The sequence below is a fragment of the Vibrio floridensis genome, from assembly GCF_021852965.1.
Lineage (GTDB): Bacteria > Pseudomonadota > Gammaproteobacteria > Enterobacterales > Vibrionaceae > Vibrio > Vibrio floridensis.
The window spans coordinates 733,333-759,223 of the sequence record NZ_JAKGCY010000001.1 but is presented as its reverse complement, the minus strand read 5'-3'; the positions used below and the strand labels follow the sequence as shown (position 1 = coordinate 759,223).

Here is a 25,891-nt window from a genome sequence, read left to right as displayed (position 1 = left end):
CCTACTGTATTAATTGTAAAAATGGGTCCCACAAGCTCTTCTCATTCGATACTGGTCCATTCAGATGCTGCTTTTTAATTCAAAGCAACACAGTACTAAAACGCTACAAGCCATTGGGGACGACTTAAGGGAGGCGGATTATTCCCTAAAAGCATAAAAAAAGCCAGAAAAAATTGAATTTCATCACAATTATTTCTTTGAATTCTCTTCACATACGCTTGCTACTCGCTCAGCCCCGAAAAACAAGGCTTCAAGACGAATATTATTTACACAATTTTTATCGAGACTGGGGGATTAAACCGGGTTTTGGTAGCAATAACGCGGCGCAATGATTATAGTGTGCCCAATTTCAAACATAAGTTTAGTAAAGATGTTTCAAGATAACCCACTTTTAGCCCAGCTTAAGCAACAAATTCAGGAAAATCTGCCAAAGAAAGAAGGCACGATTAAAGCAACCGAAAAAGGTTTTGGCTTTCTCGAAGTCGATAGCAAGACAAGTTTCTTTATTCCACCAGCCTACATGAAGAAATGTATGCACGGTGATAAGGTGATCGCCATTATCCGCACCGAAAACGAACGCGAAGTTGCCGAGCCACAAGAGCTTATCGAGCAGATGCTAAATCGCTTCATCGGTCGTGTGAAAATGTTCAAAGGAAAATTGAATGTTGTTCCTGATCATCCGCAACTGAAGAAGATGTCTCTCAAAGCCAAAACGAAGAAAGGTCTTAACCCTCAAGAATTTGCTGAAGGCGACTGGGTTGTCGGCCATTTGATCCGTCACCCACTAAAAGATGACAACGGTTTCTTCGTGGAAATCAGCGAAAAAATTACCGATGCCGATGACAAGATCGCACCTTGGTGGGTAACGCTAGCGGAAAACGATCTGCCTAACTCTGAGCCTGCAGGTATCGACGATTGGCAAATTAAAGACGATGCGGATCTTGAACGTATCGACATGACACATATCCCTTTTGTGACCATCGACGGTGAGTCAACAAAAGACATGGACGATGCGCTTTACGCGAAGAAAAACGACGCTGGCGATTTTGAATTGACGATTGCCATTGCCGATCCAACCGCTTACATCACACCAGATGATGACATGGACAAGGTTGCACGTGAGCGTGGCTTTACCATTTATCTTCCAGGACGCAATATCCCGATGTTGCCTCGTGACCTTGCTGATGAACTGTGTTCGCTAATCGAAGGTGAAATCCGCCCTGCCCTTTGCTGCACAGTGACCGTCAGTAAAGACGGCGTGATTGGCGATGATATCCAGTTCTTTGCGGCAAACATCAAGTCGCACGCCCGTTTGGCGTATGACAATGTCTCCGACTGGCTCGAAACCGGCAGCTGTGAAAAATGGCAGCCAAGCGAAGAAATTGCTGCCATCGTGCGTGACCTGTATGAATTCTCACAAGCTCGCGCTGAATGGCGAGAGAAGAATGCTGTCGTGTTCCCAGATCGTCCTGATTACCGTTTTGAGCTGAGTGAAGATAACGATGTCGTTGCGATTCACGCAGACACGCGCCGCAGTGCGAACCGCTTGGTTGAAGAGTCGATGATCACAGCCAACATTTGCGCGGGTAAAACGCTGCAAGCCCATTTCGGCACAGGCGTATTTAACTGCCATGCAGGCTTCAAACCAGAGAAGATTGCCGATGTTGTGGAGCTGGTTAACCCAGAAGGTACGTTGGAGTTCACGGCTGAGTCGATTGCCACTCGTGAAGGTTTTGCTGCACTACGCCGTTGGTTAAGCAAACAAGAAACGACTTATCTTGATAACCGCATTCGCAAATTCCAAACCTACAGTGAAGTGAGCAACCAGCCTTTGCCACACTATGCGATGGGCCTTGATATCTACGCAACTTGGACTTCTCCGATTCGCAAATATGGCGATATGATCAACCATCGTATGCTTAAGGCTCTAGTTCTAAACAAAGAGCCTGTGCAAAAACCGGATGATAGTGTCGGCGAAGAGCTTGCTCTACACCGCAAGCATCACAAGATTGCAGAACGTAATGTTGCAGACTGGTTGTATGCACGTACTCTAGCAGACGCTCCAGCAAATCAAACGCTGTTTACCGGTGAAATCTTCGATATTAACCGTGCTGGTATGCGCATCCGCTTACTTGAGAATGGTGCTGCGGCATTCATCCCTGGTTCTCTTATTATTGATAATAAAGAAAGAATTGAGTGCAATGGTGACCTAGGTACTGTTTCTATCGATAAAGAAGTGGTATACAAACTGGGAGACGTTCTTGAAGTCGTGTTAGCTGACGTTAACCAGGAGAACAGAAGCCTGGTTGCGAAACCTACCCAAGTATTCGCTGAATTACCCGCGGTAGAAGAAACTCAGAATTAACATCTTAAAAAAGCGTTCAAATGAACGCTTTTTTTACACCACCAGTTCGCAAAAGTCATTGTCGAATGGTAGCACGGTAAGATCAGTCCCAACCCCAGACAACTCACTGTTGGACGCGTATCAATCGAGAGAAATAAATTGTTGTCGTGTACCTTTTCTTTCGTGGAGATGTTTTATTCGCACATTTTCAGCAGACCTGAAACACCATGTCTAGGGTAATCAAATATAATTATATTTAAACAGTGATAAGCTACCTTATGCCAACAATAGAAATTATCAGATTTAACCATTTTGCTCCTAGAAAGCAGGAGCGTTATCCGGTCACAAAAAACGGTCTATTTTATGTCGAACAAGGCAGTCTCACCGTCACGCAAGAATCCGGCGTATCAAGCGTCCTGGAGCAGGGTGAGTTTGCACTATACAATTCAGGTCAATTGAAAGAAGCGGAAGCAAAAACGGGAGAGAAAGGTTTTTCTGCACTCGCGTTGATCTTCAACATCACACTGCTGCAGAAGTTTCGTAACATTTATCCATTAGCAAAGAGCTCGTCTCAGTTATCCGATACTTTTTTCAAGTTCAGCCAACAGCATAAGCGCATTGATCAGTTGCGAGATATGTTGATTGACGAAGTTGAACGCAAGCAGAATCCTCATGCACAGGAGCACTTAGCACTGGCTCTCATGGCAATGATGGTTGAGCAACAGCCAGAGTTGTTAACCATGATTATCCGAGCGACACAATTTAGTGAAACACAGAAAATCATCCAGTTCATTGAGGCCAACCTTGATGAAGAAATCTCCTTAGACTCTCTTGCAAATCATATGGGTATGTCGACCGCAACGCTTAAACGTCGTCTTGCAGCAGAAGATATGTCCTTCTCGCAATTGTTAAAAATTAAGCGCATCTCACACGCAGCCACACAATTGCGAGTAACGAGTAAATCCATTACAACAATAGCCTATGAGTCCGGATTTAAGAGCGCTGCACACTTTAGTACTGCCTTTAAAGCGGTTCAGCAGATGACACCAAAAGAATTCAGAGCAAAAGTTCAGCAAAGACGCTAATTAAAAACCGCAGGATGGACAAATTGGAGTGCATAAGTATAGATATTGTGCACTACCAGAAGCAGGCGAGAGGATCGTGCTCTACTTCAGACAAAACGGCCTGCAAATTATCTGTGCTAAGTAAAGGATAATATGGCTCCCAAGTGTATGTCCCTTCTTGATACTTCGCCCTAAAAAAAAGCCACTTAGCGTGCTTTTCATCAAAAACTATTTTGGCAACAGGGCTCGTGTAGTCACTATATTGAGAGTCAAGAAGAAAGGCAGCTTTGTAGAAAACGACACCCATTTCTACTGGTTGATATAGGCATTTTCCCAACTCTACAGGCATATTAACGTTTCGTTTTGTACAAAGTTCTTTGGCACCTTTGTTCAGACGACTGATAGCAATTTGAGTCACTGACATGGTCGATCCTTTCGCTTAGTTTTTTAAAATGCACACGAAGACACCACTGTCATCGCTGGGGTAAAAACTCGCACATCCTGTCCATCTATTTTAGTACACAAAGTGTAATCGTCAGCGGGTCGATAATATGCTTTGCCCTTCACAAAACTGTAACCTCAACGAAATATCATTCTTCTCTTAAATAACCCTATTTTGGAGTACGTTATGTTTCGCTTTGTGGTACCCGCCCTTTTCTTATTTTGTTCTTTTGTTCCATTGAGCTACGCAAAAGAAGTCAACATTTCTGGTTCAACATCCGTCGCAAGAGTAATGGACGTGCTCGCCGAGGAATACAACAAATCCCATAGCAACACTTTTATCGCGGTCCAAGGCATTGGTTCAACTGCTGGTATTACCATGGTGAACCGAGGTGTGGTTGAGTTAGGGATGAGCTCTCGCTACTTGACTGAAAGCGAAAAAGGGGAAGACCTTAATGTCGAACTGATTGCCTACGATGGATTAGCGGTCGTCGTAAATAGAGCAAACAATACGAGCAACTTATCGCAAGAACAGTTATACAATATATACAAGGGCAATATCACCAACTGGAAACAAGTCGGTGGTGAAGACAAACCCATTGCCGTGGTGACTCGCGAGAGCTCGTCAGGTACGCGATACAGTTTCGAGAGCTTACTAGGCTTAACTCGCATCATCAACGACCGCTTAGTCTCTGACATTAATCCGAGTAACCTCGTCGTTAACAGTAACAGCATGGTCAAAACCATCATCAATCACAATCAACACGCAATCGGGTTTGTTTCTATGGGCTCAGTTGATGGTTCGGTCAAAGCCATTAGTGTCGATGGTGTAATTCCCATCGCCGAAAACATTCACAACCACTCGTACTTGTTTTCTCGACCTTTTCTGATCTTCTACAAAATTGGTAACGTCGGTGAAGAGTCAAAAGCATTTGTCAACTTTGTCAAATCTACACAAGGTCAAAAGATCATCGAGAGCTTTGGTTACATTTCGGTAACAGCAAAAAAATAATGGAAGCGCAGCAATTTGAAGTAGCTATAGTCTTGAAGAATACCGTGTTGCTTTAATTTCGAACATTAAAAATGAGAAGTGCGCTCAAAGCGCACTTCTAACATCGTGAAGATTTTTGCACTAAAAATGCAACTGGATAACGGAAACAACGACAGCTGCTGGTCGCCTCACCCCTTCAATCTCAACCTTAATTTCACGCTCTACTTCCAGCCCTTTTTTTATCGGAGTCACTTTGATTAGCTTGCTTGAAGCTCTTACGTTATTCCCCGCTTTCACAGGGTAAGGAAAACGAACTTGATTCAAGCCAATGTTCACCACCATTTTTGCGCTTGGGAAAAGGCTATTTTCTGGATTAACGGAGTCTGTCAACTTGGGCAATAACGCCAACGTCAAAAATCCATGTGCAACGGTTGTTTTAAATGGTGATTCTTTTGCCGCACGCTCTGGATCAGTGTGAATCCATTGCATATCTTCTGTTACCATACCAAATTGGTTGATACGCTCTTGATCGATATGCAGCCAACTCCCTACATGAATCACTTCACCAATCTTTTCGCTTAGCTCTTGGTAAACAAGTGCCGCTTCTGGCTGCAATACAATAGGCTCGATGGGCGTAACTTCTTCATTCACCGCTGGTTGGTGATGATCTTTTACTTTCGAGAAAAGAAAACTTCCTTGCGCCTTTCCTAAAAAGTCACTCCAATACTCACGTAAAGTTGGAGACATCCAATTAATCAACTCAGCATGATGCGCAGAAAATGCGTCGACTTTGTCTTTAAATAGATTCGTGACTTTCATAAAAACCTTGGTTCATATTATCTCTACTGGATATACCAGTGAATTTTGAATCACTTCACATTACCTTGCAAATACTTTCGGGCGAACAACTGTTATCTCAAAGTGCATTTTTTTATTAAAAACAACAAAATAACAATAAAACACTATTTTATTGCATTACTACACCTAGAGTTAAAACTCTAGTGGAACGTAATTTTCCAACAACCAGAGTGATACAAAAAAGCACGACTTCAACTAAGATATGCGTTTCATAAGATACACAAATATTAGAAACCCATTTGGTTGCACGACCATTTTCTCTCCCATGGTCTTGTATCATGCGCAATTTCTTATTTGGTGAGAAAAATAGTATTTTTTTTGACTTCATTTCCCAGATGATAAGAATTATATTTGTGCTATAGGACCGTTCGGGATAAAAATATTTGGAAAAAGTTAGATGAATGCCAATCAAGTCAATGAGAAAACCTTACAACTGCTGATGCAGGTAGCGGTAAACGACGAGCCCGTTTCTGCCAAAACCTTAAGTGAACAGCTTGCTGTTCCGCTCAGCAGCTTGTATCGCCACCTCAAGCTTTTGAAAGAGTGGAACTTAATTGAAGAAAGTGCTCACGAAAAAACCTTCATCGTTGGACCAGCAGCGCTTCTACTGATGCATAGTTACCAAAATTCGCAACACAATCTGGAATCGGTAGAAGCGATCCTAGCCCGTTTACAACATCAGACGGGTGAGCTCGCTGCATATATGGTTCCCGTTGGGTATAGAGCATTGTGCGTTCGTCAAAAAGAAAGTATGCAGGCGCTACGCTGTAGCTACGTCCAGGGTCAAAGTCAACCTCTACTGCGTGGCGCCTCATCCAAAGTTATGCTGGCTTTTATGCCACCAGAGCGTTGTGAACGAATTTTACGCTATTTTGGTCAAGACCACCGGCTAGCAACTTGGCAAGACGAACTGGCAAATATACGTACCAACGGTTACGCAATCAGCACATCGGAAATTGACCCAGGCGTTTCTGGAATTAGCGCGCCGGTCATGAAAGGAAGTAAGTTGATTGGCGCAGTTTCTGTTATGGCTCCGGCACATCGAGTAGAAACAGACAAACAACGCATCATTTTACACGTTTTGCAGGCAGCAAGAGCGCTTCCACCTGAAAGGTAATCAATAATGCTAAGCTTATTCAAACGCCACCGTTTGGCTCCTGCCAACGCATATCAAGCACCTATGTTTTACTTTATGTCGGTTTGCCAATACGTAAAACCGATGTCAGTGCTAGAGTTTGAAACTGCGCAGCAAATTTTATCCAATGCTTCAGACTGGTTGTACCAGCAGCAGTCTGCAGCACCGCTTACTGAAGCCAACCATTTTGTGTTAGATGGCTACACGAATAGTGCATTCCAACGAGCTTTGAGCCACTCTTTGGCACTCGGCCTGATTCCAACCGTGTTCGCCAACGGGCATGAAATGTTGCTGAATAGCCTACCAGCGTTGGCGCAAGACAACACTAGCGTTGGCGTTGTTCACATCGGACATAGCTTTGAGCTTAAACAAACTCTTGATCTTCAAGTAGGCAGTGCTTTCCACTTTCTCTTGTCCCGTTACCCACAGGCAAAACTATTTTGTATTGGCATCGATACTGAGCAAGTGAGTACACAAACGTTAGATTACGCCGAAGATCTTGGCTGTGATTGGGTTGTCTGGGATGAATGTGGATTTTTAAGTCGAAACCAACTTAAAGCTCAGTTAAGCGGATTTATTCAACACTGCGATCAAATTGTCATCAATGTTGACCTTGCTTCTTTGGTTCCAGGAAATGGTTTAGAAACACATAAACTGATAGACAGTCAAATCGTTTTAAGAGTACTACGTCAAATCGTTGTATCTAAAAAAATATGTTCGATCCAACTTGTTGGCTCTACAGATAAGATCATCTATTCCCGACAAACCAAAGAGATCATTGATGAATTAATTGGTTTATCTCCATTTTTAGAACAATTGCCATAAAACGGCATTAGATTGCTTTGCTCTAAGCCACAGGAATACCTGTGGCTTATTATGTTGCTTAATGACCTACTCAATAGTCTCATTCGTATAAGTTGAATGTATTTTCACGTCAACATTAACCAATAGAAGCAGCACTAAATGCTATAGCAGTAACGAAGTACATAATCATCACCACTTTTCGCGGTGTACTCTTTATCTTCACTGCTTGCCATTGGCTTACCATTCACATCGCCTTTCACTAGACTGATCCAATGACGCATTGCCGTTGGTGCATCGCCAGTTAATTCAGGGCTAAAGGTCGTGCGCGTTTCCAATTGAATATCATCGATATCAACAAGTTCCACACTTCCTGTGCCTTTGTGGCAACCCAGCATCACTTCAATGTGGCTGCCTGATTCATCGCGGAGCAAGATAGAGCAAGGATCTTCTTTCTCACCTGTGAAAGCGACAAAATGTTTGGGTGCTTGAAGGCCACTGTGAGAACCATCTGCAAAATATGCCATCAGGTGACGATAATCGATCACGTAGCTGGTGACGTCTTGATGCGAGCCAGATTCTAGCGGAAACATTCTGTCGAGAAGCTGTTTCGCTTTTTGTTGTTTTTCATCTTGCTGATTAGAATTTACCGCTTCGACGGCAAATACGGCTTCAGCGATAAATGGGCGTTGTTGTTGGTTTTCATTTTTATCGAATGTCAGCATATTCATCGTCTTGTCCTCTTGGATAACACACAACAATTTTGTTTTAGAGCACATACTTCAAACTTACGTTTTCGTTGCAAACAAATTTGTGAAGTTGAAGGTTCTTTTCCTTGCTCTCTTAGTATGTAGACTAGCGAATTTTTTACTACAATTTCACAACAAAAATTTTACAGTGTGAATTTTACAAAATGTCTGTGTCAAAAAGCTTGATTCGCCAATCGCATTTTCTGGGAACAAAGATTAGAAACTTGCGGAAAAATAACCATTTAACGATGGAAGACCTCTCTGCGCGTTGTATTCGAATTAACCCTGAATACGCGCCATCCGTTTCTTATCTTTCCATGATCGAACGAGGAAAACGCGTTCCAAGCATCGATATGTTGGAAGTCATTGCAGAGGTATTTCAAAAGGACCCCGCTTGGTTTTTGGATGATGAGCCAGAGCTCGAAGCGATTACCCCCAACAAAGGTAGTCGCGGCGGTCTCAACGGGATGGCCCTCGAACCGAGTTTTCTTTTCTCTAACGACATTTTACAAATCGCAATACCAGAAATGCTGTCACAAACCGGCATTACTGGACGTCAATTCGCGCATTTGCTGATTCGTGCACATCAAGAAGCGAATCAGAACCACTTTCCAGATCTTGAACGCGCAGCAGAAGAAGTGGGGAAAAAGCGTCTGAATCTTTCGGTTGATGACTTAATCGATATCGCAAAAAGCCTGGGCCTCGATATTCGTTGGATTAACCGGACACCCAAAGATGTGGTGGACGAACTGGGAGTCAACGCCAAACAGCTAGTGACATCGTTCATGGAAGCGCCGGGAACCATCTACCTCAATAACATGATGCGTGACTACCCTACCCGTCTCAAATACGATCTAGCGGTATATATCGGCCACCGAATTTTGCACAGTAGCGACAACGTCAAGAATGTACTTTCGATTGGTCATCAAAATAACTGGGATCAAGTTGACGATTTTAGCCCAACTTCTGACCTCAACTCACAAGATATTTTGCAAGCTTGGCGCGATTTTGAATCGAGCTTTTTTGCTGGTGCATTGCTTTGCCCTAAAGTGCCATTTCGACAGTTGCTTGATCGTTCTGGCTATGAGATCGATGTCCATCAAAAAGCAGGGGTTTCTCCTTCAGTTGCGATGAGAAGAATGACCGTCGTGTCCCCTTATCCACATTGGCACTACTTCGATGCCTACGGACCGGGCAAGTTAAAAGCGGTTTACCGGGGCAATGGTATCCCTCTTCCTTGGGGTAACATGCGTACCGTGAACGACCCATGCCAGCACTGGGCCGTTTTTCGTCGCTTGTCTGAACCAAAAAATGGTAGTTCTGCGCAATTGTCTATCCTAAACGTTGGCAACGAGCCAAGACTCTACTGCTGTGAATCCATTAACGTCATGGATCCTGCGGGCAACAACCGAGTGTTGTGTGCCGGCATCGACCTTAACCCTGCTATTAACGCCCAAGGTGGCGATGCACTCGAGATTGCGGAAGAACTGAAACGCCTTTGTGTCAAACAAGGCGGAAGTGCTGAAATTCCTTTCCACATGCGAAAAGACCTCAAGACCATCGCAAAAATATTGAACATCAAATGGATTGAACGAGGAATCGAAGCCCCTGCTCGTCTCATCTGTTCTCGTGGTGCTGTCTGTCCAAGACAGCCAAGCTGTTATGCCAAATGTTCTGAAGAGGAATAAAAAAAGGCCAAACACAATCAGGTGTTTGGCCGTATATATGTGTGAACAAGTCTTTATTCACTAACAACGTCAGTTGGCTAGGTGACCCTCGGCTTAATTAGGGTCACCTTAACTAAAGCAGAATACGTGCCAAGTTTAATGTGGGCATAAAATCACAAACTCCTTATCAAATTGGCGTATTTATACACACAAAATTGCATATTGCATTTTCAAAATGCAAACACTCAATCATTATGCTATCAATCTCATTATCAGTAACTACTAGTTCATTCCATTCATCTTTTAATCGTTTGATATCAAACCCATTAATTTTTGTGTGATTTAAACAACGTTAATTTCAATTACCAGCCATCACTCTCCAAACTTGGTTCTATACTTGTTTAGTGATTATTAATATAAAAACGCCACTCGTTACATAAGAAAGTGGCTTAGAGAGGTTATATGCATTCGCTTTTACGTCGGTTCCAACTCTACATTATCGTGAGTGTGGTTGCTGGAGTTCCACTACTCGTGTCTATTTTCCTTTCAGGAAACACCATCTTGGATCTCAATCGACAAGCCAAAATGTCCGAAGTCGACAGAGAAGCTATTCAACTGGTGATATTGTTTGATAATTTAGCGCATAATCTAGCTGTTGAAAGGGGACTCACCGCTGGTGTGTTAGGCAGCAAAGGCAATCCAGACCAAGTCGCCGCCTTAGGGCAGCAAAGAGGAAAAGCAGATCAAGCTATTGATGCTCTGCGCAGTTTCAAATCTGAGCAATTGGACAACGCTTTTGTCAGCACCCTGATCAGTGATATCTCACAGCAACTGAGCCAATTAAGCAGCGTGCGGTCAGGAGTTGATAAGTTGACTCCAACTATAGCCCCATTCGGCTATTACTCTAATCTCAACCAACTTGCCATAGACAATAGCCGCCTCATGCTTTCTCAGGTGGAGAACCACGAGTTGGGTGCTTTGGGTGAATCCCTCGTATCAATCATTATTATGAAAGAGAGAGCCGGACAGGTACGCGGGGCTCTGAATGGCGTGTTTGCTCGTGGCCAAGCAACACCCGTCGTCTATGCCAATATTCAAAGCTATATTGGCTCTGGCGATTACGCTCGACGTAGCGCTTTACTCGAGTTACCCAATCAGTTCAAACAGCTATTGCAAAACCAAGAACGAAATCAGATTTGGCAGCAAGTAGAAAGCATTCAAAAAAGCTTTCTATCTCAGGCTCAACAGCTTGATGCCATCAATGGCCCAACGTCGCAGGAGTGGTTTAAGTTAGCGACAGAGCGAATCACTTTGATCAATCAAGTACGCAATGCGCTGCAAGCAGAGATGAACGCTGTTTCAGAGCATAAGGCCGAAAGTGCAACAACCACACGCAATATTCTAACAGTGGCTGCCGCGATTCTATCAACGTTGTTTGCTTGGATTGTAATTGCCACCGTCAGCAGCCTTCGTAACCGAGTGGGTCACCTTACTGAAAAGTTATCTGATATGGCAAAAAGCTGCGACCTTTCGGTCGATTTGGATCAAACTGGTCGAGACGAGATCGCTTCAATTGCCGCTAGTGTCAATAAACTCAATCACGCTATTCGACATTTGATTAAAGATGTAAAAAATACCAACGATCACAGTACAGAAAGACTCAACCAAATTATCGCCACCTCTGGTGACCTTGATAACAGCGGTCAAGAAACTATCGCCAAGTGTGACAACATCGCTACAGCCATGACGGAGCTTTCTCAGTCTAGCGTTGAAATTGCCCATTCTGCCGAGAGGGCGACTGAAGATACCGACAGCATGAATCAACAAGTGTTAGAGTGCCAGAATCAGAGCTCCTCTTCTTTCAATTCTGTTAAAAGCTTGCTTGCTCAAATCGATGCGACTCAAAACTGCATGCATGAGTTAGAAAGCGATACACAAAGCATTGGGCAAATCGTCGCGACCATCAACGCCGTATCCGAACAAACCAATTTGCTGGCGCTCAATGCAGCCATTGAGGCGGCACGTGCAGGCGAACACGGTCGGGGGTTCGCAGTGGTTTCTTCTGAAGTTCGAGATCTTGCTCAACGTAGCCAAGAAGCGACAGAAAGTATCAGTAAGTTACTCGATAAGATTCGTGACAATACGAAGCTTGCTGTCGAGAACATGGCAAAGAGCAAACAAGCGAGTGACGAGACTTTCCATTCTGTTGATGTGGTAAAACAAAGTGTAGAGAAGCTTGAGAATGCCATAGAACAAGTCAATCAACATATTAGTAGTATTGCGAATGCAACGATTGAACAATCGAAAGCGAGTGAAGCCATTGATAAAGATGTGGATGTTTTGGCAGATATCGCCCATCGCACAGGTAGCCACGCCAACAACCTCAACGACATCGTCAATGGATATCAAAAAGAAGTATCTCGCGTTCAAGGCAAGTTGAATGAATTTACGTTGTGAAACCAAAGCTCCCCCCGATTGGGGGGTAGAAAACATTTACAACAATAATTAATATCAGCCTAAACATTCACTGTTTTTAATCGTAGATGGCTAAAAATAGCTGGAAATTGAGCAAGGATAGCTCTTTAGAAGAACCTAAGTTTCACTCTATCTTAGGGTCTGCTCTCGGTGGCTCAGGCACAGAGCCACTTCATTTTTTCTACGGTCAAAAAGAATTTCCGCACCTTCGCATTGCTGCCTCATCTGTGTTTACAGATATGTAAGTAGCCAACCCATAAAAATAACACCGTCTCTGGCTAGCGGATAAAACAAAACCCAGCATATTCGCTGGGCTTTGTTTTATCAGGAGGCACGCGTTCTTTTCTTGATTAAGTATGCATGCAGTTACTTCGTTACTACAGGCCAAGATCTTGAGTAATAGAGCGAATTTGCTTCAAGTCCATTTTGTAAACTTCAATCAGTTGATCTATCTGGCTCAAACGCGAAGAGGCTTCGTCCTGCTTATCACACGCATCTGATTTCGCATCCCAAGAGGTGCCAGCCAAATAAATTTCGCACTCTTTTTTTAACTTCTCAAGCGTAGGAACCAAGATTTCACGCTCTTTCTCCAACTTCTCGAGATCTTGGCTAATCTCCATTTCACGTCGGAAAATATCACGAGAACGTTCAAAAACGTTGGCTTGCATGTCCGCCTGACGGTTGAGCTTGTCATTTTCTTGTTGGGCAGAATCAATTTGCGCTTGCTGAGTTTTTAGTTGCCCTTCTAACGCAATATTTAACTTTTCCATCTCGGTCAGTTGATTGTGTAGTTTGTTAAGCTCTGCTTGGTGCTCTTTTTGACGCAGAGCGAGTTCAGATTCAAGTTTATTGTCCAACTCTTTGTCAAGCTGGGCTTCACGAGACTGTAAATTGACTGCCAACTTACTGTTGTCAGACACCGACGCTTTGTACTGCGTTTCTAACTGCTGATAGTTATCTTCCCAACGCTTGGCAGTAAAGTGGGATCCCAACAAACCACCAAACGCCATACCAAGAACAGCCGAGATTGCAATGTAAACGATTGTTTTGTTATCGCGCTCTTCAATGACAACCACGTCATCTTGATCTTCATGATGGTTATTCGACGATGTCACTAGATGTTACTCCAATCTGAACTGTGTTACTTAATCAACTCACTCGCGACTAATAGAATTGTGTAGACGGCAAATATCCCCAGCACCGTGATAACAATCCCTTTTTGAATTTTTTCGTTAGTCCGATATCTCAGCAAAAAGTAAGCCAATAAAACTAGAACGAAAATCGCAATCAGTCTTACCATTCTTTTTCCCTATAGAACAAAACCAATTATACAAGCCATTGCATTGTACTCTAATTTTCTCGATGAAAACGTCAAAATCAGGTAGTTTTTTAAGAGTTCGAACAATAAACGTTCAAACGATTTTTTTGTAGATGACATCACAGAAGTTATTGGTTAGGATTCGCCTACAGATTGCCCTAATCATTTAGGCAATTGTTCCGATGAAGGCTACAGGAGAGTGGTCATTAACTAAATATTAACATTTAGTTAATCATACCCGCCGAAGAAGTAAATCTTTCAGGTGCATTATTCTTTTTGATTATATTGATAGGAATAAGCGAGGACTGTAGTTGGAGGAACCTCTGGAGAGAACCGTTAAATCGGTCGCCGAAGGAGCAAGCCCTGCCCATGTGCAAGGTGAAACTCTCAGGCAAAAGGACAGAGGAGTGGAAAGTTACACCCCAACATTCACTTTATTCTTTGGTGGCTTGAGCGATTCAGCCGCAAGCTTTTGTTATGTTGGATTATTATAGATCCTTGATCTTTTACCTTTCCCTCTTCTCCTTATTAGTTGTTTTATTAAGGGGAAATCATGAACGACCTTCAATCTTTACTACAAACCATCGACAGTTTTGTCTGGGGACCACCATTGCTCATTTTATTGGTGGGAACAGGCGTTTATTTTACTTTCAGCCTCGGCTTGATTCAGTTCAAACATTTGCCAACCGCTCTGGCCATGGTCTTTTCCAAAGAGAGTCCCACCCAGCAACAAGGCGATGTTTCGAGTTTTGCTGCACTGTGCACCGCCCTTTCCGCCACCATTGGCACAGGTAATATTGTTGGTGTGGCAACAGCGATTAAGTTGGGTGGGCCTGGTGCGCTATTTTGGATGTGGCTTGCCGCGTTGTTTGGTATGGCAACCAAGTACGCTGAATGCTTGCTGGCGGTTAAATATCGCAAAGTGGACGATAAAGGCCAAATGGTAGGTGGCCCGATGTACTACCTTCAATACGGTGTCGGCTCTAAAGCATTGGCGATCATGTTTGCTATATTTGCGCTAGGAGTTGCCTGTTTCGGTATTGGTACTTTCCCGCAAGTGAATGCGATTTTAGATGCAAGCGAGATCTCGTTGGGTGTGTCTCGTGAAGTTTCCGCTTCCATATTAACGCTGCTTGTTGCCTTTGTTACCTTAGGGGGTATCAAGTCCATTGCAAGCGTTGCTGGTAAAGTGGTTCCTGCTATGGCTATTTTCTACGTAATGGCTTGTTTAAGCGTCATTATTATGAATGCAGACCAACTGCTTAACGCGATTGAACTGGTACTCGTTTCAGCCTTTACTTCAACGGCTGCTACAGGTGGTTTCCTTGGGGCAAGCATCATGCTAGCAATTCAATCCGGCATAGCGCGTGGCGTATTTTCCAATGAATCAGGCCTAGGCAGCGCCCCCATGGCGGCTGCGGCCGCGAAAACAGATTCTTGCGTCAAACAAGGTTTGATCTCAATGACGGGTACGTTTTTCGATACCATCGTGATTTGTACCATGACTGGCTTAGCGCTCATTCTAACCGGCGCATGGCAAAGTGACTTTGCCGGTGCAGCCATGACAACCCACGCATTTGCTGTTGGCCTTAACGCTGAAACTTTTGGCCCTATGCTCGTTTCTATTGGCCTGATGTTTTTCGCTTTCACAACCATCTTAGGTTGGAACTATTACGGTGAGCGCTGTGTGGTTTTCCTCTTAGGAACCAAAGCCGTACTCCCGTACAAAATCATATTCCTTGTACTCGTCGCTTCTGGTGCATTTATGCAACTGGATATGATTTGGATTCTTGCGGATATCGTCAATGGTTTGATGGCCATTCCGAACTTAATTGGTTTGATCGCTCTTCGCCATGTGGTGATTGAAGAGACTAAGCAGTTCTTCAACACTTCAGTCAACGAATACAAACCATCGCGACAAACGATCTAAGCTCTGTGAAAAAAGCGATGGTACTGAAACTAGCGAGTAAGTTGCATTCAATAATCATTGATTGATCAAAGTTATATCTTTTTTGAGCAAAATTTAGCGGTGTTTTTATGTTAATTTTGCTCAAAATTGCAACACTGAACATGAATTGAAAAGCCGCTCGGCGTTACCCATTCACTTTGGGAGACACTATGAAAAATAGCAGACTTGGCAATATCATGACATTCAGCAGAATGTTCTCTTTCGTCGCTTTTCTTACCGCAACGTTTGCGTGGATATTGAGTATGTATGCTCTGTTTACGGTTTCCATCGTTGCTTTCGTTGTGAGCTTGTTGCTCTACCTTCGCGACAAGTTCATCGAAAAATACCATTCCAGCACAACCAAAGAAAAGAGTGCGTAGGCTTATTCATTAGCCTTAAACGTCATTGAAGAAAAAGGATGTCACTTGGACATCCTTTTGCGTTTTATTGGTTTACTAACGATCTATTAAACGTCGTAAGTAGTCGACGCTGTGTTACCGCCGGTACCTGTCCAGTTGGTGTGGAAGAACTCACCACGCTCACGGTCGATACGCTCATAAGTGTGAGCACCGAAGTAGTCACGTTGTGCTTGCAGTAAGTTTGCAGGTAGACGCGCAGTTGTGTAACCGTCTAGGAACGTCAGTGCAGACGTTGTACATGGCATTGGAATGCCCGCTTCTAGCGACTTCGCCGCCACTTTACGCCATGCCACTAGGCTGTTTTGTAGGATGCCTTTGAAGTAGTCATCAGAACCTAGGAACGCAAGATCTGGGTTCGCTTCGTACGCATCACGGATATTGCCTAGGAACGCAGAACGGATGATACAACCACCACGCCACATAAGAGCAACGTTACCGTAGTTGAGATCCCAGCCATTCTCGTTTGATGCTTCGCGCATTAGCATGAAGCCTTGAGCGTAAGAGATGATCTTAGATGCTAGAAGCGCTTGGCGAAGTGCGTCAACCCACTCTTGCTTGTCACCTTCTACTGGCGTGATGGTCTTACCAAACAGTTTCTCAGCTTCAACACGTTGATCTTTTAGTGCCGATAGGCAACGAGAGAAGACAGACTCAGAGATAAGCGTTAGTGGAATGCCTAGGTCTAGTGCGTTGATGCCTGTCCATTTACCAGTACCTTTTTGGCCAGCCGTATCGAGGATCTTTTCTACTAGTGGCTCGCCATCTTCGTCTTTGTAGCCAAGGATGTCAGCGGTGATTTCGACTAGGTAGCTGTCTAGCTCAGTCTTGTTCCAATCAGCGAAAACGGCTTGCATCTCGTCTGCAGACATACCAAGGCCATCTTTCATGAACTGGTACGCTTCGGTGATCAACTGCATGTCGCCGTATTCGATGCCGTTGTGGACCATTTTAACAAAGTGACCTGCACCATCGTTACCAACCCAGTCACAGCAAGGCTCGCCAGCGTCAGTTTTTGCAGAGATACCTTGGAAGATAGGCTTAACCGCTTCCCATGCTTCAGGAGCGCCGCCTGGCATAATAGAAGGGCCGAAACGTGCGCCCTCTTCACCACCAGAGACACCAGTACCGATGAAGTGGATGCCTTTTTCGCGTAGTGCTGCTACGCGACGGTTTGTATCTGGGTAGTTCGTGTTACCACCGTCAATGATGATGTCGCCTTTATCAAGAAGCGGTACAAGTGCATCAATAAACTGGTCCACTACTGCGCCAGCACGAACCATCAGCATCACTTTGCGTGGTGTTTCCAGTTTCTCAACCAGTTCCTCAAGTGAGTATGCGCCAATGATGTTGGTGCCTTTCGCTGGGCCTTCTAGAAACTCATCTACTTTCGCCGCAGTACGGTTGTGAGCCACCACTTTAAACCCGTGGTCGTTCATGTTCAGGATAAGGTTTTGACCCATTACTGCTAGGCCAATTACACCGATATCACCTTTCATTGTTTCTCTCCAATATATTTCTTTCTGCGACGGTTAAGCGATTTTCGCTGCTGCGTCTAAATCTAAATACCATTCCGTCAGCCCTGCTTTCGCATGAATTTTTGCTGCCGGGTAAGGAAGTTCTTCCGCTGGATTGCTGTTGATCTCTTCAACAATGTCCGCTTTACCTGCACCCAGTACTAAGTAGCTAATGCGTTTAGCCGCTTCCAGTACACGTGCCGTTTTCGAAACGCGAATTTGTCCAGATTCCGGATGAGAAGCCAATACTGAAAGGTTCTCATCGTCATAATTCGTTTGACCTGGGAAAAGCGACGCCGTGTGACCATCTGCGCCAACACCAAGCAAGATCCAATCGAACACAGGTGTGCCGTTATCGGTTGGAATCACGTCTGCCATTTCTTTTGCGAAACGTGCCGCTTCCACTTCTGGTTGCTCTTCACCACGGATGCGGTGAATGTTTTCCGCAGGAATGCTCACTTGGCTCAATTCTCTTAGTTTTGAGAACAAAAGAGCATTCGCTTCACCGTAGTTGCTCTCAGCATCGTCTGGTGCCACGCAGCGTTCATCACCCCACCAAAAATGAAGATTTTGCCACTGAATGGAGGTTGCGTACGTTTCTGATGCCAAAAGCTTAAACAGCATTTTAGGCGTGCTGCCACCAGAAAGTGAGATATGAACAGGTCGGCCCATTTCGCTAAACGCTTTCATGTCGTTTGCTAGGCTTTCTACTACCTGCTCTGCTGTTTGGTAGATCTTGTGATTGATCATAGTTCGCAGTAGTCCGTATCTGTTAGGTTTTTGCATGGGAAACGCCACGCGCGATCGTCACGCTGCAGCAAATCGTCTGACTCTTTTGGCCCCCAAGTGCCGCAGGCATAACCAAAGAGTGCTTGTGGATCTTGTTTGAAATCGAGGATAGGTTGAACGTATTTCCAACACGCTTCGACCGCATCGCTGCGAGCAAACAGCGTTGCATCGCCGTTTAACGCATCAAGAAGCAGACGCTCATAGGCGGTCAGCATTTGCGTCTCTTGCAACGAAGCATAATGGAAGTTCATCTTCACTTCTTTCGCTTTAAAGCCTGCACCAGGTTCTTTCAAACCGAAGCTCATTTGAATACCTTCATCAGGCTGAATACGAATGATCAGTTTGTTTTCTGGGGCGTTTTGGCCAAATACCGGATGCGGTGTTTGTTTGAAGTGGATAACCACTTCTGTTACGCGAGTTGGAAGACGCTTACCCGTGCGCACGTAGAATGGCACGCCATTCCAACGCCAGTTATTGATGTACGCTTTAAGGCCAATGTAAGTCTCAGTACGAGAATCGTCCGCTACGCCGTTTTCTTCACGGTAGCCAAGCAGATGTTGTCCGCGCACGTCTGATGCTGTGTATTGACCCAAAACCAGGTTGTTACGCAGATCATCTTCCTCAAGCGGTTTTAAACACTGCAGAACTTTCACTACTTCATCACGCATGGAATCGGCATTAATTTGTGCAGGCGGTTCCATGCCCACCATTGCCAATACTTGCAGTAGATGGTTTTGGAACATATCGCGCACAGCGCCGGAGCCGTCGTAATAACCGCCACGCTCTTCCACGCCAAGGAATTCGGCACCTGTGATTTCCACATAATCAATGAAGTTGCGGTTCCACAGAGGTTCAAACATGGCGTTAGAGAAACGGAAAACAAGTAAGTTTTGTACGGTCTCTTTTCCAAGGTAGTGGTCGATGCGATAGATCTGATGCTCTTGGAAGCAATCGTGTATTTCTTTGTCGAGCTGACGTGCCGAAGCCAAATCATAACCAAACGGTTTTTCAATGATCAGACGTTTCCAACCATCCTCTTCACTATTAAGACCGTGATGAGCAAGGCTTGCAGGAATGACGCTGTAAAGGCTTGGCGGTGTGGCAAGATAAAACAGTGTATTACGTTGTTCGAACTGGTATTGAGCGGCCAATTCGTCTAAACGTACAACCAACTTCGCGTAGTCTTGTGTGTCTGACGTGTTGATGGCTTGATAGTGAAGATGGTCGATAAATGAATCCAGAATAGCTGGTTCCGTTTTCTCCATTTCCTGAAGAGAGCGCTTTAACTTTTCGCGATAAGATTCATCGCTGTATTCAGTGCGGCTGACACCTAAAATAGCAAAGTTTTCTGGTAGCTGCTTACTTGCGTAGAGGTGGTATAAAGCAGGGATCAACTTGCGATATGTTAAATCACCTGAAGCACCAAAAATTACGATGCTGCTGTTTTCTGGTATTACCATCATCTTTCCCTTAAAAACGAGGTACTTGTTGTGTGCCTGGATACGGCTTAAAGGATGAGCCCACCCTATCAGTGACACCTAAAAATTGATAATCGGCCCTGCCTATTCCACTAATAGACAAAACCTTACAAAACAGTGAGTGTGGGTTGGTAATAAGAATGATTTGCCCGACACGGGGGCGTATTGTCTACGACAATTTGACATACATCAATAGTTAGAATCGCAATCGTTTAAATTATGACTCGAAAATGACATATCCACTTGTTATTCAAAGATTATTTAATTTAAAACTGATTAGACCAGTTTAATTGAAATATGGGCAAATAATCAGCAAATATCCGCCCAAATGTAATCCATTGCACGATAAGTAACAAAAACACCGCTCACATATTAAATTTGCCGCATAACCAGCAAATTAACGATGAACTTTGCGATACGTTCGTTCAGGGCGACCGACCGTACCGTAATTCAAATCTGCAGCAAGCTCACCCGAGCTGATCAAATATTCAAGATAGCGCCTTGCCGTGGTGCGACTGGCCCCAATTTGCTCCCCCGCTTCATCGGCAGTATAGGAAACCTCGCCTTGAAATAAGGTTCGAATTTTATCAAGGGTAACACCATCGATACCTTTGGGTAGCCGATTGGATACACTTTCCTGCGTACTGCTTGCTTGCAGCATTTTATCCACCAAGCCTTGATTAAGGTCGGACACGGTTCCCAGTTGCACTCGTTGCGCACGGTATTTGTTCAAAGCACTTTCCAGCCGTGGAAACATCACGGGTTTTAACAAATAGTCCACCACACCACCACGCATTGCGGTTTGTAGCGTTTCCACATCTCTTGCTGCGGTAATCAAAATAACGTCACAATGACGATTGCTGCCGCGAATTTGATTGAGGATCTCCAACCCACTGCCATCAGGAAGGTAAACATCGAGCAAAACCAAATCGGGCTCGAACACGGACAACTGCATTTCGGCTTCGGCTTGTGTGGTCGCAATGCCAATCACCTCGAAACCATCCATTTGCTGCAAATACTTATGATGAAGCTGAGCAATCGCCATATCATCTTCAATTATCATCACTCGGGTATCGGCATTCATCTTTGTTCTTCCTTGGGTAAATAGACCGTCATTCTTGTGCCAAATTTGTCATTCTCAGCCATCTCTATCGAGCCACCGTAACGTGCGGCTAATTGATTGACTAAGTAGAGCCCAACACCCCGAGTGCTGGTCGCTTTGCTCGAGATCCCTTTCTCAAGCAGCTGCTCGGTGGAAAATTGTTTGGGCAAACCACAACCTTGATCCTGCACTTCAAGAATCACTTCCGTTCCGTAGTCACTGATGGAAACTTCAATGGTTCTGCGTGAACGGGCAAAATTGCCTTCTTGCGCGATCGCGCTCATGGTCGCGTCAAAAGCGTTATCAATCAGGTTACCGAGTATTGTCGTGATGTCTTCTGGGTTCAGCCAAGCACTTAGCGGCTCTAAACGAGCCCCTTCTTCAACCACCAACTCTAAGCCAAGCTCACGCGCGCGTTCCGTTTTTCCTAACAGCATGCCCGCGACCAACGGATCTTTGATGGTATCGCGTAGAAACTCGATCAACCCCTGATAGTGCGCCGTCTCCTGCCCGATAAGCTGTTGAACCGCATCAAGCTCGCCCATCTGAACTAGGCCACTGATGGTATTAAGTTTGTTGCGATGTTCATGCGTTTGTGAGCGTAATAAATCGGCATACTCTTTGGTTTGAGAAAGCTGTTCAGTGAGCTCAGAAATTTCATCACGCAAACGAAAGCTGGACACCGCGCCGACAATCTTTCCCTCTACGTAAACCGGGCTTCGGTTGGCAATCAACCTCTTTTGGTTGAGGTAAAGTTCAATATCGTGATCTTCTTGTCCCGTTTCTAATACACGGTACAGATCACTGGCGGGTAACGCATCAGAGAGCGGTTTGTTCAGCACTTGGGCCGGATCTAACCCGAGAATCTGCGCCGCACTGCGGTTGATGGAACGCAGCACGCCACTCGAATCAATACTTAACACCCCTTCTTTGATGGTGCTCATGGTCACATCAAGCTCACCATATAACCGACCAATTTCTTCCGGTTCAAACCCCAAAATCGCCCGCTGAAATTTACGAGAAGCATAATTAGAAACCAAGGCATTCGCGGCAACCACCAGTAACGTCATGGCAATTAAAAACCACGCAAATGGCTCTATTCTGTCTTGTAATCGATCCAGCAGATAGCCCACAGAGACCACGCCGATGACCTCACCCGCCGAGTTAAACACGGCCGCTTTCCCACGCACCGAATAACCCAATGAACCTCTTGCAGTAGAGATATACGCTTCGCCTTCTTCCAATGCACGGGCGTTATCACCACCACGCATCGGTAAACCAAGGCGTTCATCAAGGGGATGAATTAAACGAATGCCTTCTCGGTCGCCAACAACGATGAACGCAGCACCTAATGCTTCCGTTAGTTCACGAAACTTTGCTTGATAGGTGACATTGTCACGGCTTTCAACCAGCTCAACCACGGTGGTCGAGTTGGCAAGAAATTGAGCCACACCCAGTGCTTTCTGCCCCATTTCTTGCTCTTGTGTGTATTTGAGGTAGGCAAAGCCCGCTGCGACGAGGATAAGCAACTCAATCAAACCAGAGAGCGTCATAATGACCAGCATTCTTTTACGAAAACTGATGCTTTGCCACGTCATGCTTACCTCTTTGCACTACTTAAAAACAGAGAAAAGTGAGTTAACTTAACACCGTTTTAACATGCATGCTCTTACCTCCATTCGGAAGTGTGAATCACAAGAAATAAATCCTCGTGAAATGACTATTTATTATCCTGCAAGTTATACCTCTCAAATGTGAGAAGTGGATTTTAAATAAACAACAAGTTACATAACCATCGAACCAGTTATTGATCTAGATCACTACGAATTTAGCTAAATTTGAGGTCTTTTTAGGGCGTAGGGCGTATACTTTTTGGGCAATGAAGCAACATCAAACTTGATTACAATAATAACGACAAGGTGGTGTCAATTGATAAGGAACGATCAATATGGAACGCGATACCTTTGGAATTTGTCTGAATAAGGCAATGCTGTCGAAGAATATGCATTCAACCTTTACACACGTCAGGGCTTATGAAAAAGACGGCCGGAGTCCGAGTGACCTGAAAGTCCTTTTATCATTCCCGCAAATGAGCGGACGGGATCTTTTGCAAACCATGCAAGGTTCTCGACAACTTGAGTGGCGAGCAGAATTCTTCTGCCCTTCCATGAAGTAAGATGGCTCACCTCTACGCAAAATAGCACAGCTTTCAGGCTGTGCTTTTTATTATCTCTCCCTTGCCCATAATAAGTTCCAATTTGCATAGGTGAGGCTTCGTGTTTTAATAGACACATTTGCTTACCAAGATGGCAACTGCTCATTTCGCAATCTTGGCGAAAAGATAAACCCACAGCTTAACAGTGGATCACAATTACTATATATTAGAGTCATTACTCTATTTTGCGATATCCATCATGAAACGACACAGTAAGCTATTGATGATTGGGCTGCTCTCGAGCTCCATATCGCTCGCCTGTCAGGCGGCACCCATTACCTTCCAGCAGGCATGGCAACTTTTGCAAGAAAACAACCACTCTCTTGCAGCGCAACGCGCCAATGTTGAAAGCCAGCAACATATGCAAAGCGCCACCAGCAGTTTAAATCTGCCTTCTATTAGTGTTGGCGCTAATTACACTCGACTAGACACCGATGTCACTGTATCTGGACAACAACTTCTCGACAGCACAGGCCAACATATTGCGGTTCCACCTGCCTTTCAACCCATTTTTGGGGCGTTGGCCAATACGACGTCTACCATCACAGAGCGAGATATCTTTACTTCTTCGATCCGTGCCATTTGGCCAATTTTCACTGGTGGTCGAATTTCCGCAGCACAAACAGCAGCGGAAGGTAAAACCGATGAAGCCAGAAGCCAACTGGCGATGGAGACGCAAGCGAGATACGAGGACTTAAGTAAATACTATTTCTCGGTCGTGTTAGCCAAGGAAGTCTTACAAACACGCCAAGCGGTGGAACAAGGCTTAACACAGCATCGAGATTTCGCTATTAAGCTCGAAAAACAGGGCCAAATCGCCCATGTGGAACGCTTACAAGCAGAAGCCTCACTGGATAAAGCTAAGGTCGAGACACGAAAAGCCCAAAGTAACCTCGATATCGCGCAATCAGCCTTGAGCAAAATCTTGGCCCAAAATGACATGGTCGAACCCGCGGAAGGGCTCTTCATCAACCAACATCTTCCGCCACTCACCGCCTTTACTGAGCAGACACTCGCCACCTACCCTGGCTTGGATTTACTCAGTGCAAAAGAGAAACAAGCCAGCGCGCTGATCAAAGCTGAAAAAGGGAAATACTACCCTGAGGTCTATCTTTATGGTGATTACAGTCTTTACGAAGATGATTCGTTAGCCAGTGAGATGAAGCCGGATTGGCTGGTTGGTGTGGGTGTGAATATTCCACTATTGGAAAACACTGGCCGCAGTGACAAAGTGAAGGCCGCCAACAGTATGGTCTCTCAAGTTCAATCTCTCAAAGCACAAGCGAAAGAAGATCTTTCGGTACTGGTACAAAAAACCTATTTGGAAGCGCAACAAGCCATCGACGAAGTCATTGGCCTTGAATCAAGCATTCGCCTCGCCAAAGAGAACCTGGATTTAAGAGAAAAAGCGTTCAACCAAGGCCTATCCACTTCTTTGGAAGTGGTTGATGCGCAGCTCTATCTCGCGAGCGTCGAAACCCAGCAATCTGCTGCACGATTTCGCTACCTACTCTCTTTGACCAAGTTATTGGCGCTCAGTAGCGAAATGAACAGCTTCAATCAATATCAATCTTCTGCTTACCAACCGACTCAAGAGGCGTCGCTATGAAATCATTTAAACCTGTTTTGCTGTCACTGTGTGCCGTCGGTGTCGTGAGCTGGGTCGGTTACAGCTTTTATCAAGCCTATCAACCAGAACCAGTCCGCTTGCAAGGCATGATTGAAGCGCAGCAGTACAGTATTTCGTCTAAAGTACCAGGCCGTATCGACCAAGTCTTAGTACGGAAAGGGGAAAATATCACCAAAGGCCAACTGGTTTTTACCCTGCATAGCCCAGAAATCGAAGCCAAGCTCGAACAAGCGAAAGCCGGTGAAAAAGCGGCTGACGCCCTTGCTCAAGAAGCCGAAAAAGGGGCGCGTAGCCAACAGATTCAAGCAGCAAAAGACCAATGGCTAAAAGCCAAAGCCGCTGCAGACTTGATGGAGAAGACCTACCAACGCGTCAACAATCTGTATAACGATGGTGTTGTTGCAGAGCAAAAACGCGATGAAGCCATGACACAATGGCAAGCCGCCAAGTACACCGAAAGCGCAGCATTTCAAATGTACGAAATGGCAAAAGAAGGTGTCCGCGACGAGACCAAACTAGCAGCCGCTGAAAAAGCGCGCATGGCAGCAGGCGCTGTGGCAGAAGTAGAAGCGTACGCCAACGACACTCGCATCGAGAGCTGGTTTGATGGTGAAGTATCACAAGTGCTATTGCAAAGTGGCGAGCTTGCGCCTCAGGGCTTTCCTGTCGTCACGGTGATCGATACACAAGACGCTTGGGCTGTGCTGAATGTTCGAGAAGACCTACTGAAACACTTCCAAAAAGATCAAACCTTTTCAGCCTATCTACCCGCGCTGGATAAAAAGGTCGAGTTTAAGGTGAGTCACATCGCTGTGATGGGTGATTTCGCGACCTGGCGCGCAACCGATGCCTCCAAAGGCTTTGACCTGCGCACGTTTGAAGTCGAAGCGCGTCCAGTAACGCCGGTAAACGATCTGCGCATGGGCATGAGTTTAGTGGTTGAGCTGTAAAGG

General features: G+C 44.9%; 21 protein-coding genes and 1 riboswitch. Of the genes, 12 read left to right on the top strand and 9 right to left on the bottom strand.

Annotation, left to right across the window (positions count from 1 at the left end; all coding sequences use genetic code 11):
- Positions 1–370: 370 nt before the first annotated feature.
- Complete coding sequence (gene rnb / locus LZU85_RS03160; protein ID WP_237286344.1) at positions 371–2,365, top strand: exoribonuclease II; 1,995 nt, start codon at positions 371–373, stop codon at positions 2,363–2,365.
- 257 nt (positions 2,366–2,622) lie between these two features.
- Positions 2,623–3,429, top strand: a complete 807-nt coding sequence (locus LZU85_RS03155; protein ID WP_237286343.1) for a helix-turn-helix domain-containing protein — start codon at positions 2,623–2,625, stop codon at positions 3,427–3,429.
- Between the two features lie 52 nt (positions 3,430–3,481).
- On the opposite strand, the gene LZU85_RS03150 is transcribed toward LZU85_RS03155, so the two are convergent.
- Entirely contained in the window at positions 3,482–3,832 is a 351-nt protein-coding gene (locus tag LZU85_RS03150; protein WP_237286342.1) for a DUF3024 domain-containing protein, read from the bottom strand.
- A gap of 204 nt (positions 3,833–4,036) precedes the next feature.
- Between LZU85_RS03150 and LZU85_RS03145 the strand changes: the two genes are divergently transcribed.
- A complete protein-coding gene (locus tag LZU85_RS03145) occupies positions 4,037–4,861 on the top strand; it encodes a phosphate ABC transporter substrate-binding protein (protein WP_237286341.1) in 825 nt (274 codons plus the stop codon).
- A 120-nt stretch (positions 4,862–4,981) separates the two neighbouring features.
- Here the strand turns inward: LZU85_RS03145 and LZU85_RS03140 are convergent, their stop codons facing one another.
- Positions 4,982–5,659 (bottom strand): MaoC family dehydratase, encoded by a 678-nt coding sequence (locus LZU85_RS03140; RefSeq protein WP_176297190.1) that lies wholly within the window; start codon positions 5,657–5,659, stop codon positions 4,982–4,984.
- A 436-nt stretch (positions 5,660–6,095) separates the two neighbouring features.
- On the opposite strand from LZU85_RS03140, the gene LZU85_RS03135 reads away from it, so the two are divergent.
- Together LZU85_RS03135 and LZU85_RS03130 are read left to right on the top strand one after the other, a co-directional pair.
- Entirely contained in the window at positions 6,096–6,815 is a 720-nt protein-coding gene (locus LZU85_RS03135; protein ID WP_176297189.1) for an IclR family transcriptional regulator, read from the top strand.
- A gap of 6 nt (positions 6,816–6,821) precedes the next feature.
- Positions 6,822–7,658 (top strand): arginase family protein, encoded by an 837-nt coding sequence (locus tag LZU85_RS03130; protein WP_237286340.1) that lies wholly within the window; start codon positions 6,822–6,824, stop codon positions 7,656–7,658.
- 134 nt (positions 7,659–7,792) lie between these two features.
- On the opposite strand, the gene LZU85_RS03125 is transcribed toward LZU85_RS03130, so the two are convergent.
- Positions 7,793–8,365: an aldolase/citrate lyase/malate synthase family protein gene (locus LZU85_RS03125; RefSeq protein WP_176297187.1), complete on the bottom strand. Its 573-nt coding sequence runs from the start codon at positions 8,363–8,365 to the stop codon at positions 7,793–7,795.
- A 182-nt stretch (positions 8,366–8,547) separates the two neighbouring features.
- Between LZU85_RS03125 and LZU85_RS03120 the strand changes: the two genes are divergently transcribed.
- Together LZU85_RS03120 and LZU85_RS03115 are read left to right on the top strand one after the other, a co-directional pair.
- Positions 8,548–10,071 carry a DUF3612 domain-containing protein gene (locus LZU85_RS03120; protein ID WP_237286339.1) on the top strand — a complete coding sequence of 508 codons (1,524 nt, stop codon included), beginning with the start codon at positions 8,548–8,550 and terminating at the stop codon, positions 10,069–10,071.
- Positions 10,072–10,512: 441 nt separating this feature from the next.
- Positions 10,513–12,507, top strand: coding sequence for a methyl-accepting chemotaxis protein (locus LZU85_RS03115; RefSeq protein ID WP_237286338.1), 1,995 nt, complete (start codon positions 10,513–10,515; stop codon positions 12,505–12,507).
- Positions 12,508–12,902: 395 nt separating this feature from the next.
- Here LZU85_RS03115 and LZU85_RS03110 read toward each other — a convergent pair whose 3' ends face one another.
- A complete protein-coding gene (locus LZU85_RS03110) occupies positions 12,903–13,640 on the bottom strand; it encodes a chromosome partitioning protein ParA (RefSeq protein ID WP_176297184.1) in 738 nt (245 codons plus the stop codon).
- A gap of 516 nt (positions 13,641–14,156) precedes the next feature.
- Positions 14,157–14,256: riboswitch (glycine riboswitch) on the top strand.
- Between the two features lie 140 nt (positions 14,257–14,396).
- Here LZU85_RS03110 and LZU85_RS03105 point away from each other — a divergent pair.
- Entirely contained in the window at positions 14,397–15,773 is a 1,377-nt protein-coding gene (locus LZU85_RS03105) for an alanine/glycine:cation symporter family protein (protein ID WP_237286337.1), read from the top strand.
- A gap of 188 nt (positions 15,774–15,961) precedes the next feature.
- Positions 15,962–16,171 carry a hypothetical protein gene (locus tag LZU85_RS03100; RefSeq protein WP_176297182.1) on the top strand — a complete coding sequence of 70 codons (210 nt, stop codon included), beginning with the start codon at positions 15,962–15,964 and terminating at the stop codon, positions 16,169–16,171.
- Positions 16,172–16,257: 86 nt separating this feature from the next.
- Here the strand turns inward: LZU85_RS03100 and gnd are convergent, their stop codons facing one another.
- The 5 genes from gnd to LZU85_RS03075 all read right to left on the bottom strand — a co-directional run bounded on the left by gnd (position 16,258) and on the right by LZU85_RS03075 (position 22,691).
- Positions 16,258–17,706 (bottom strand): decarboxylating NADP(+)-dependent phosphogluconate dehydrogenase, encoded by a 1,449-nt coding sequence (gene gnd / locus LZU85_RS03095; RefSeq protein ID WP_011150224.1) that lies wholly within the window; start codon positions 17,704–17,706, stop codon positions 16,258–16,260.
- Between the two features lie 33 nt (positions 17,707–17,739).
- On the bottom strand, positions 17,740–18,474 hold the full coding sequence (pgl, locus tag LZU85_RS03090; protein WP_011080525.1) for a 6-phosphogluconolactonase: 735 nt from the start codon (positions 18,472–18,474) through the stop codon (positions 17,740–17,742).
- On the bottom strand, positions 18,471–19,973 hold the full coding sequence (gene zwf / locus LZU85_RS03085) for a glucose-6-phosphate dehydrogenase (RefSeq protein WP_013571876.1): 1,503 nt from the start codon (positions 19,971–19,973) through the stop codon (positions 18,471–18,473). Before zwf ends, pgl begins: the two co-directional genes overlap by 4 nt.
- A 415-nt stretch (positions 19,974–20,388) precedes the next feature.
- A complete protein-coding gene (locus tag LZU85_RS03080; RefSeq protein WP_011080527.1) occupies positions 20,389–21,075 on the bottom strand; it encodes a response regulator in 687 nt (228 codons plus the stop codon).
- Positions 21,072–22,691, bottom strand: a complete 1,620-nt coding sequence (locus LZU85_RS03075) for an ATP-binding protein (protein WP_237286336.1) — start codon at positions 22,689–22,691, stop codon at positions 21,072–21,074. Before LZU85_RS03075 ends, LZU85_RS03080 begins: the two co-directional genes overlap by 4 nt.
- A gap of 350 nt (positions 22,692–23,041) precedes the next feature.
- Here LZU85_RS03075 and LZU85_RS03070 point away from each other — a divergent pair, with 350 nt between their 5' ends.
- The 3 genes from LZU85_RS03070 (at position 23,042) to LZU85_RS03060 (ending at position 25,888) form a co-directional block, all read left to right on the top strand.
- The gene (locus tag LZU85_RS03070; protein WP_017422113.1) at positions 23,042–23,269 is read left to right on the top strand and encodes a hypothetical protein; all 228 of its coding nucleotides are present in this window, start codon (positions 23,042–23,044) and stop codon (positions 23,267–23,269) included.
- Between the two features lie 238 nt (positions 23,270–23,507).
- Positions 23,508–24,917 (top strand): TolC family protein, encoded by a 1,410-nt coding sequence (locus LZU85_RS03065; RefSeq protein WP_206627638.1) that lies wholly within the window; start codon positions 23,508–23,510, stop codon positions 24,915–24,917.
- Entirely contained in the window at positions 24,914–25,888 is a 975-nt protein-coding gene (locus LZU85_RS03060; RefSeq protein WP_045623741.1) for an HlyD family secretion protein, read from the top strand. The genes LZU85_RS03065 and LZU85_RS03060 overlap by 4 nt, the downstream gene beginning before the upstream one ends.
- The last annotated feature ends 3 nt before the right edge of the window (positions 25,889–25,891 follow it).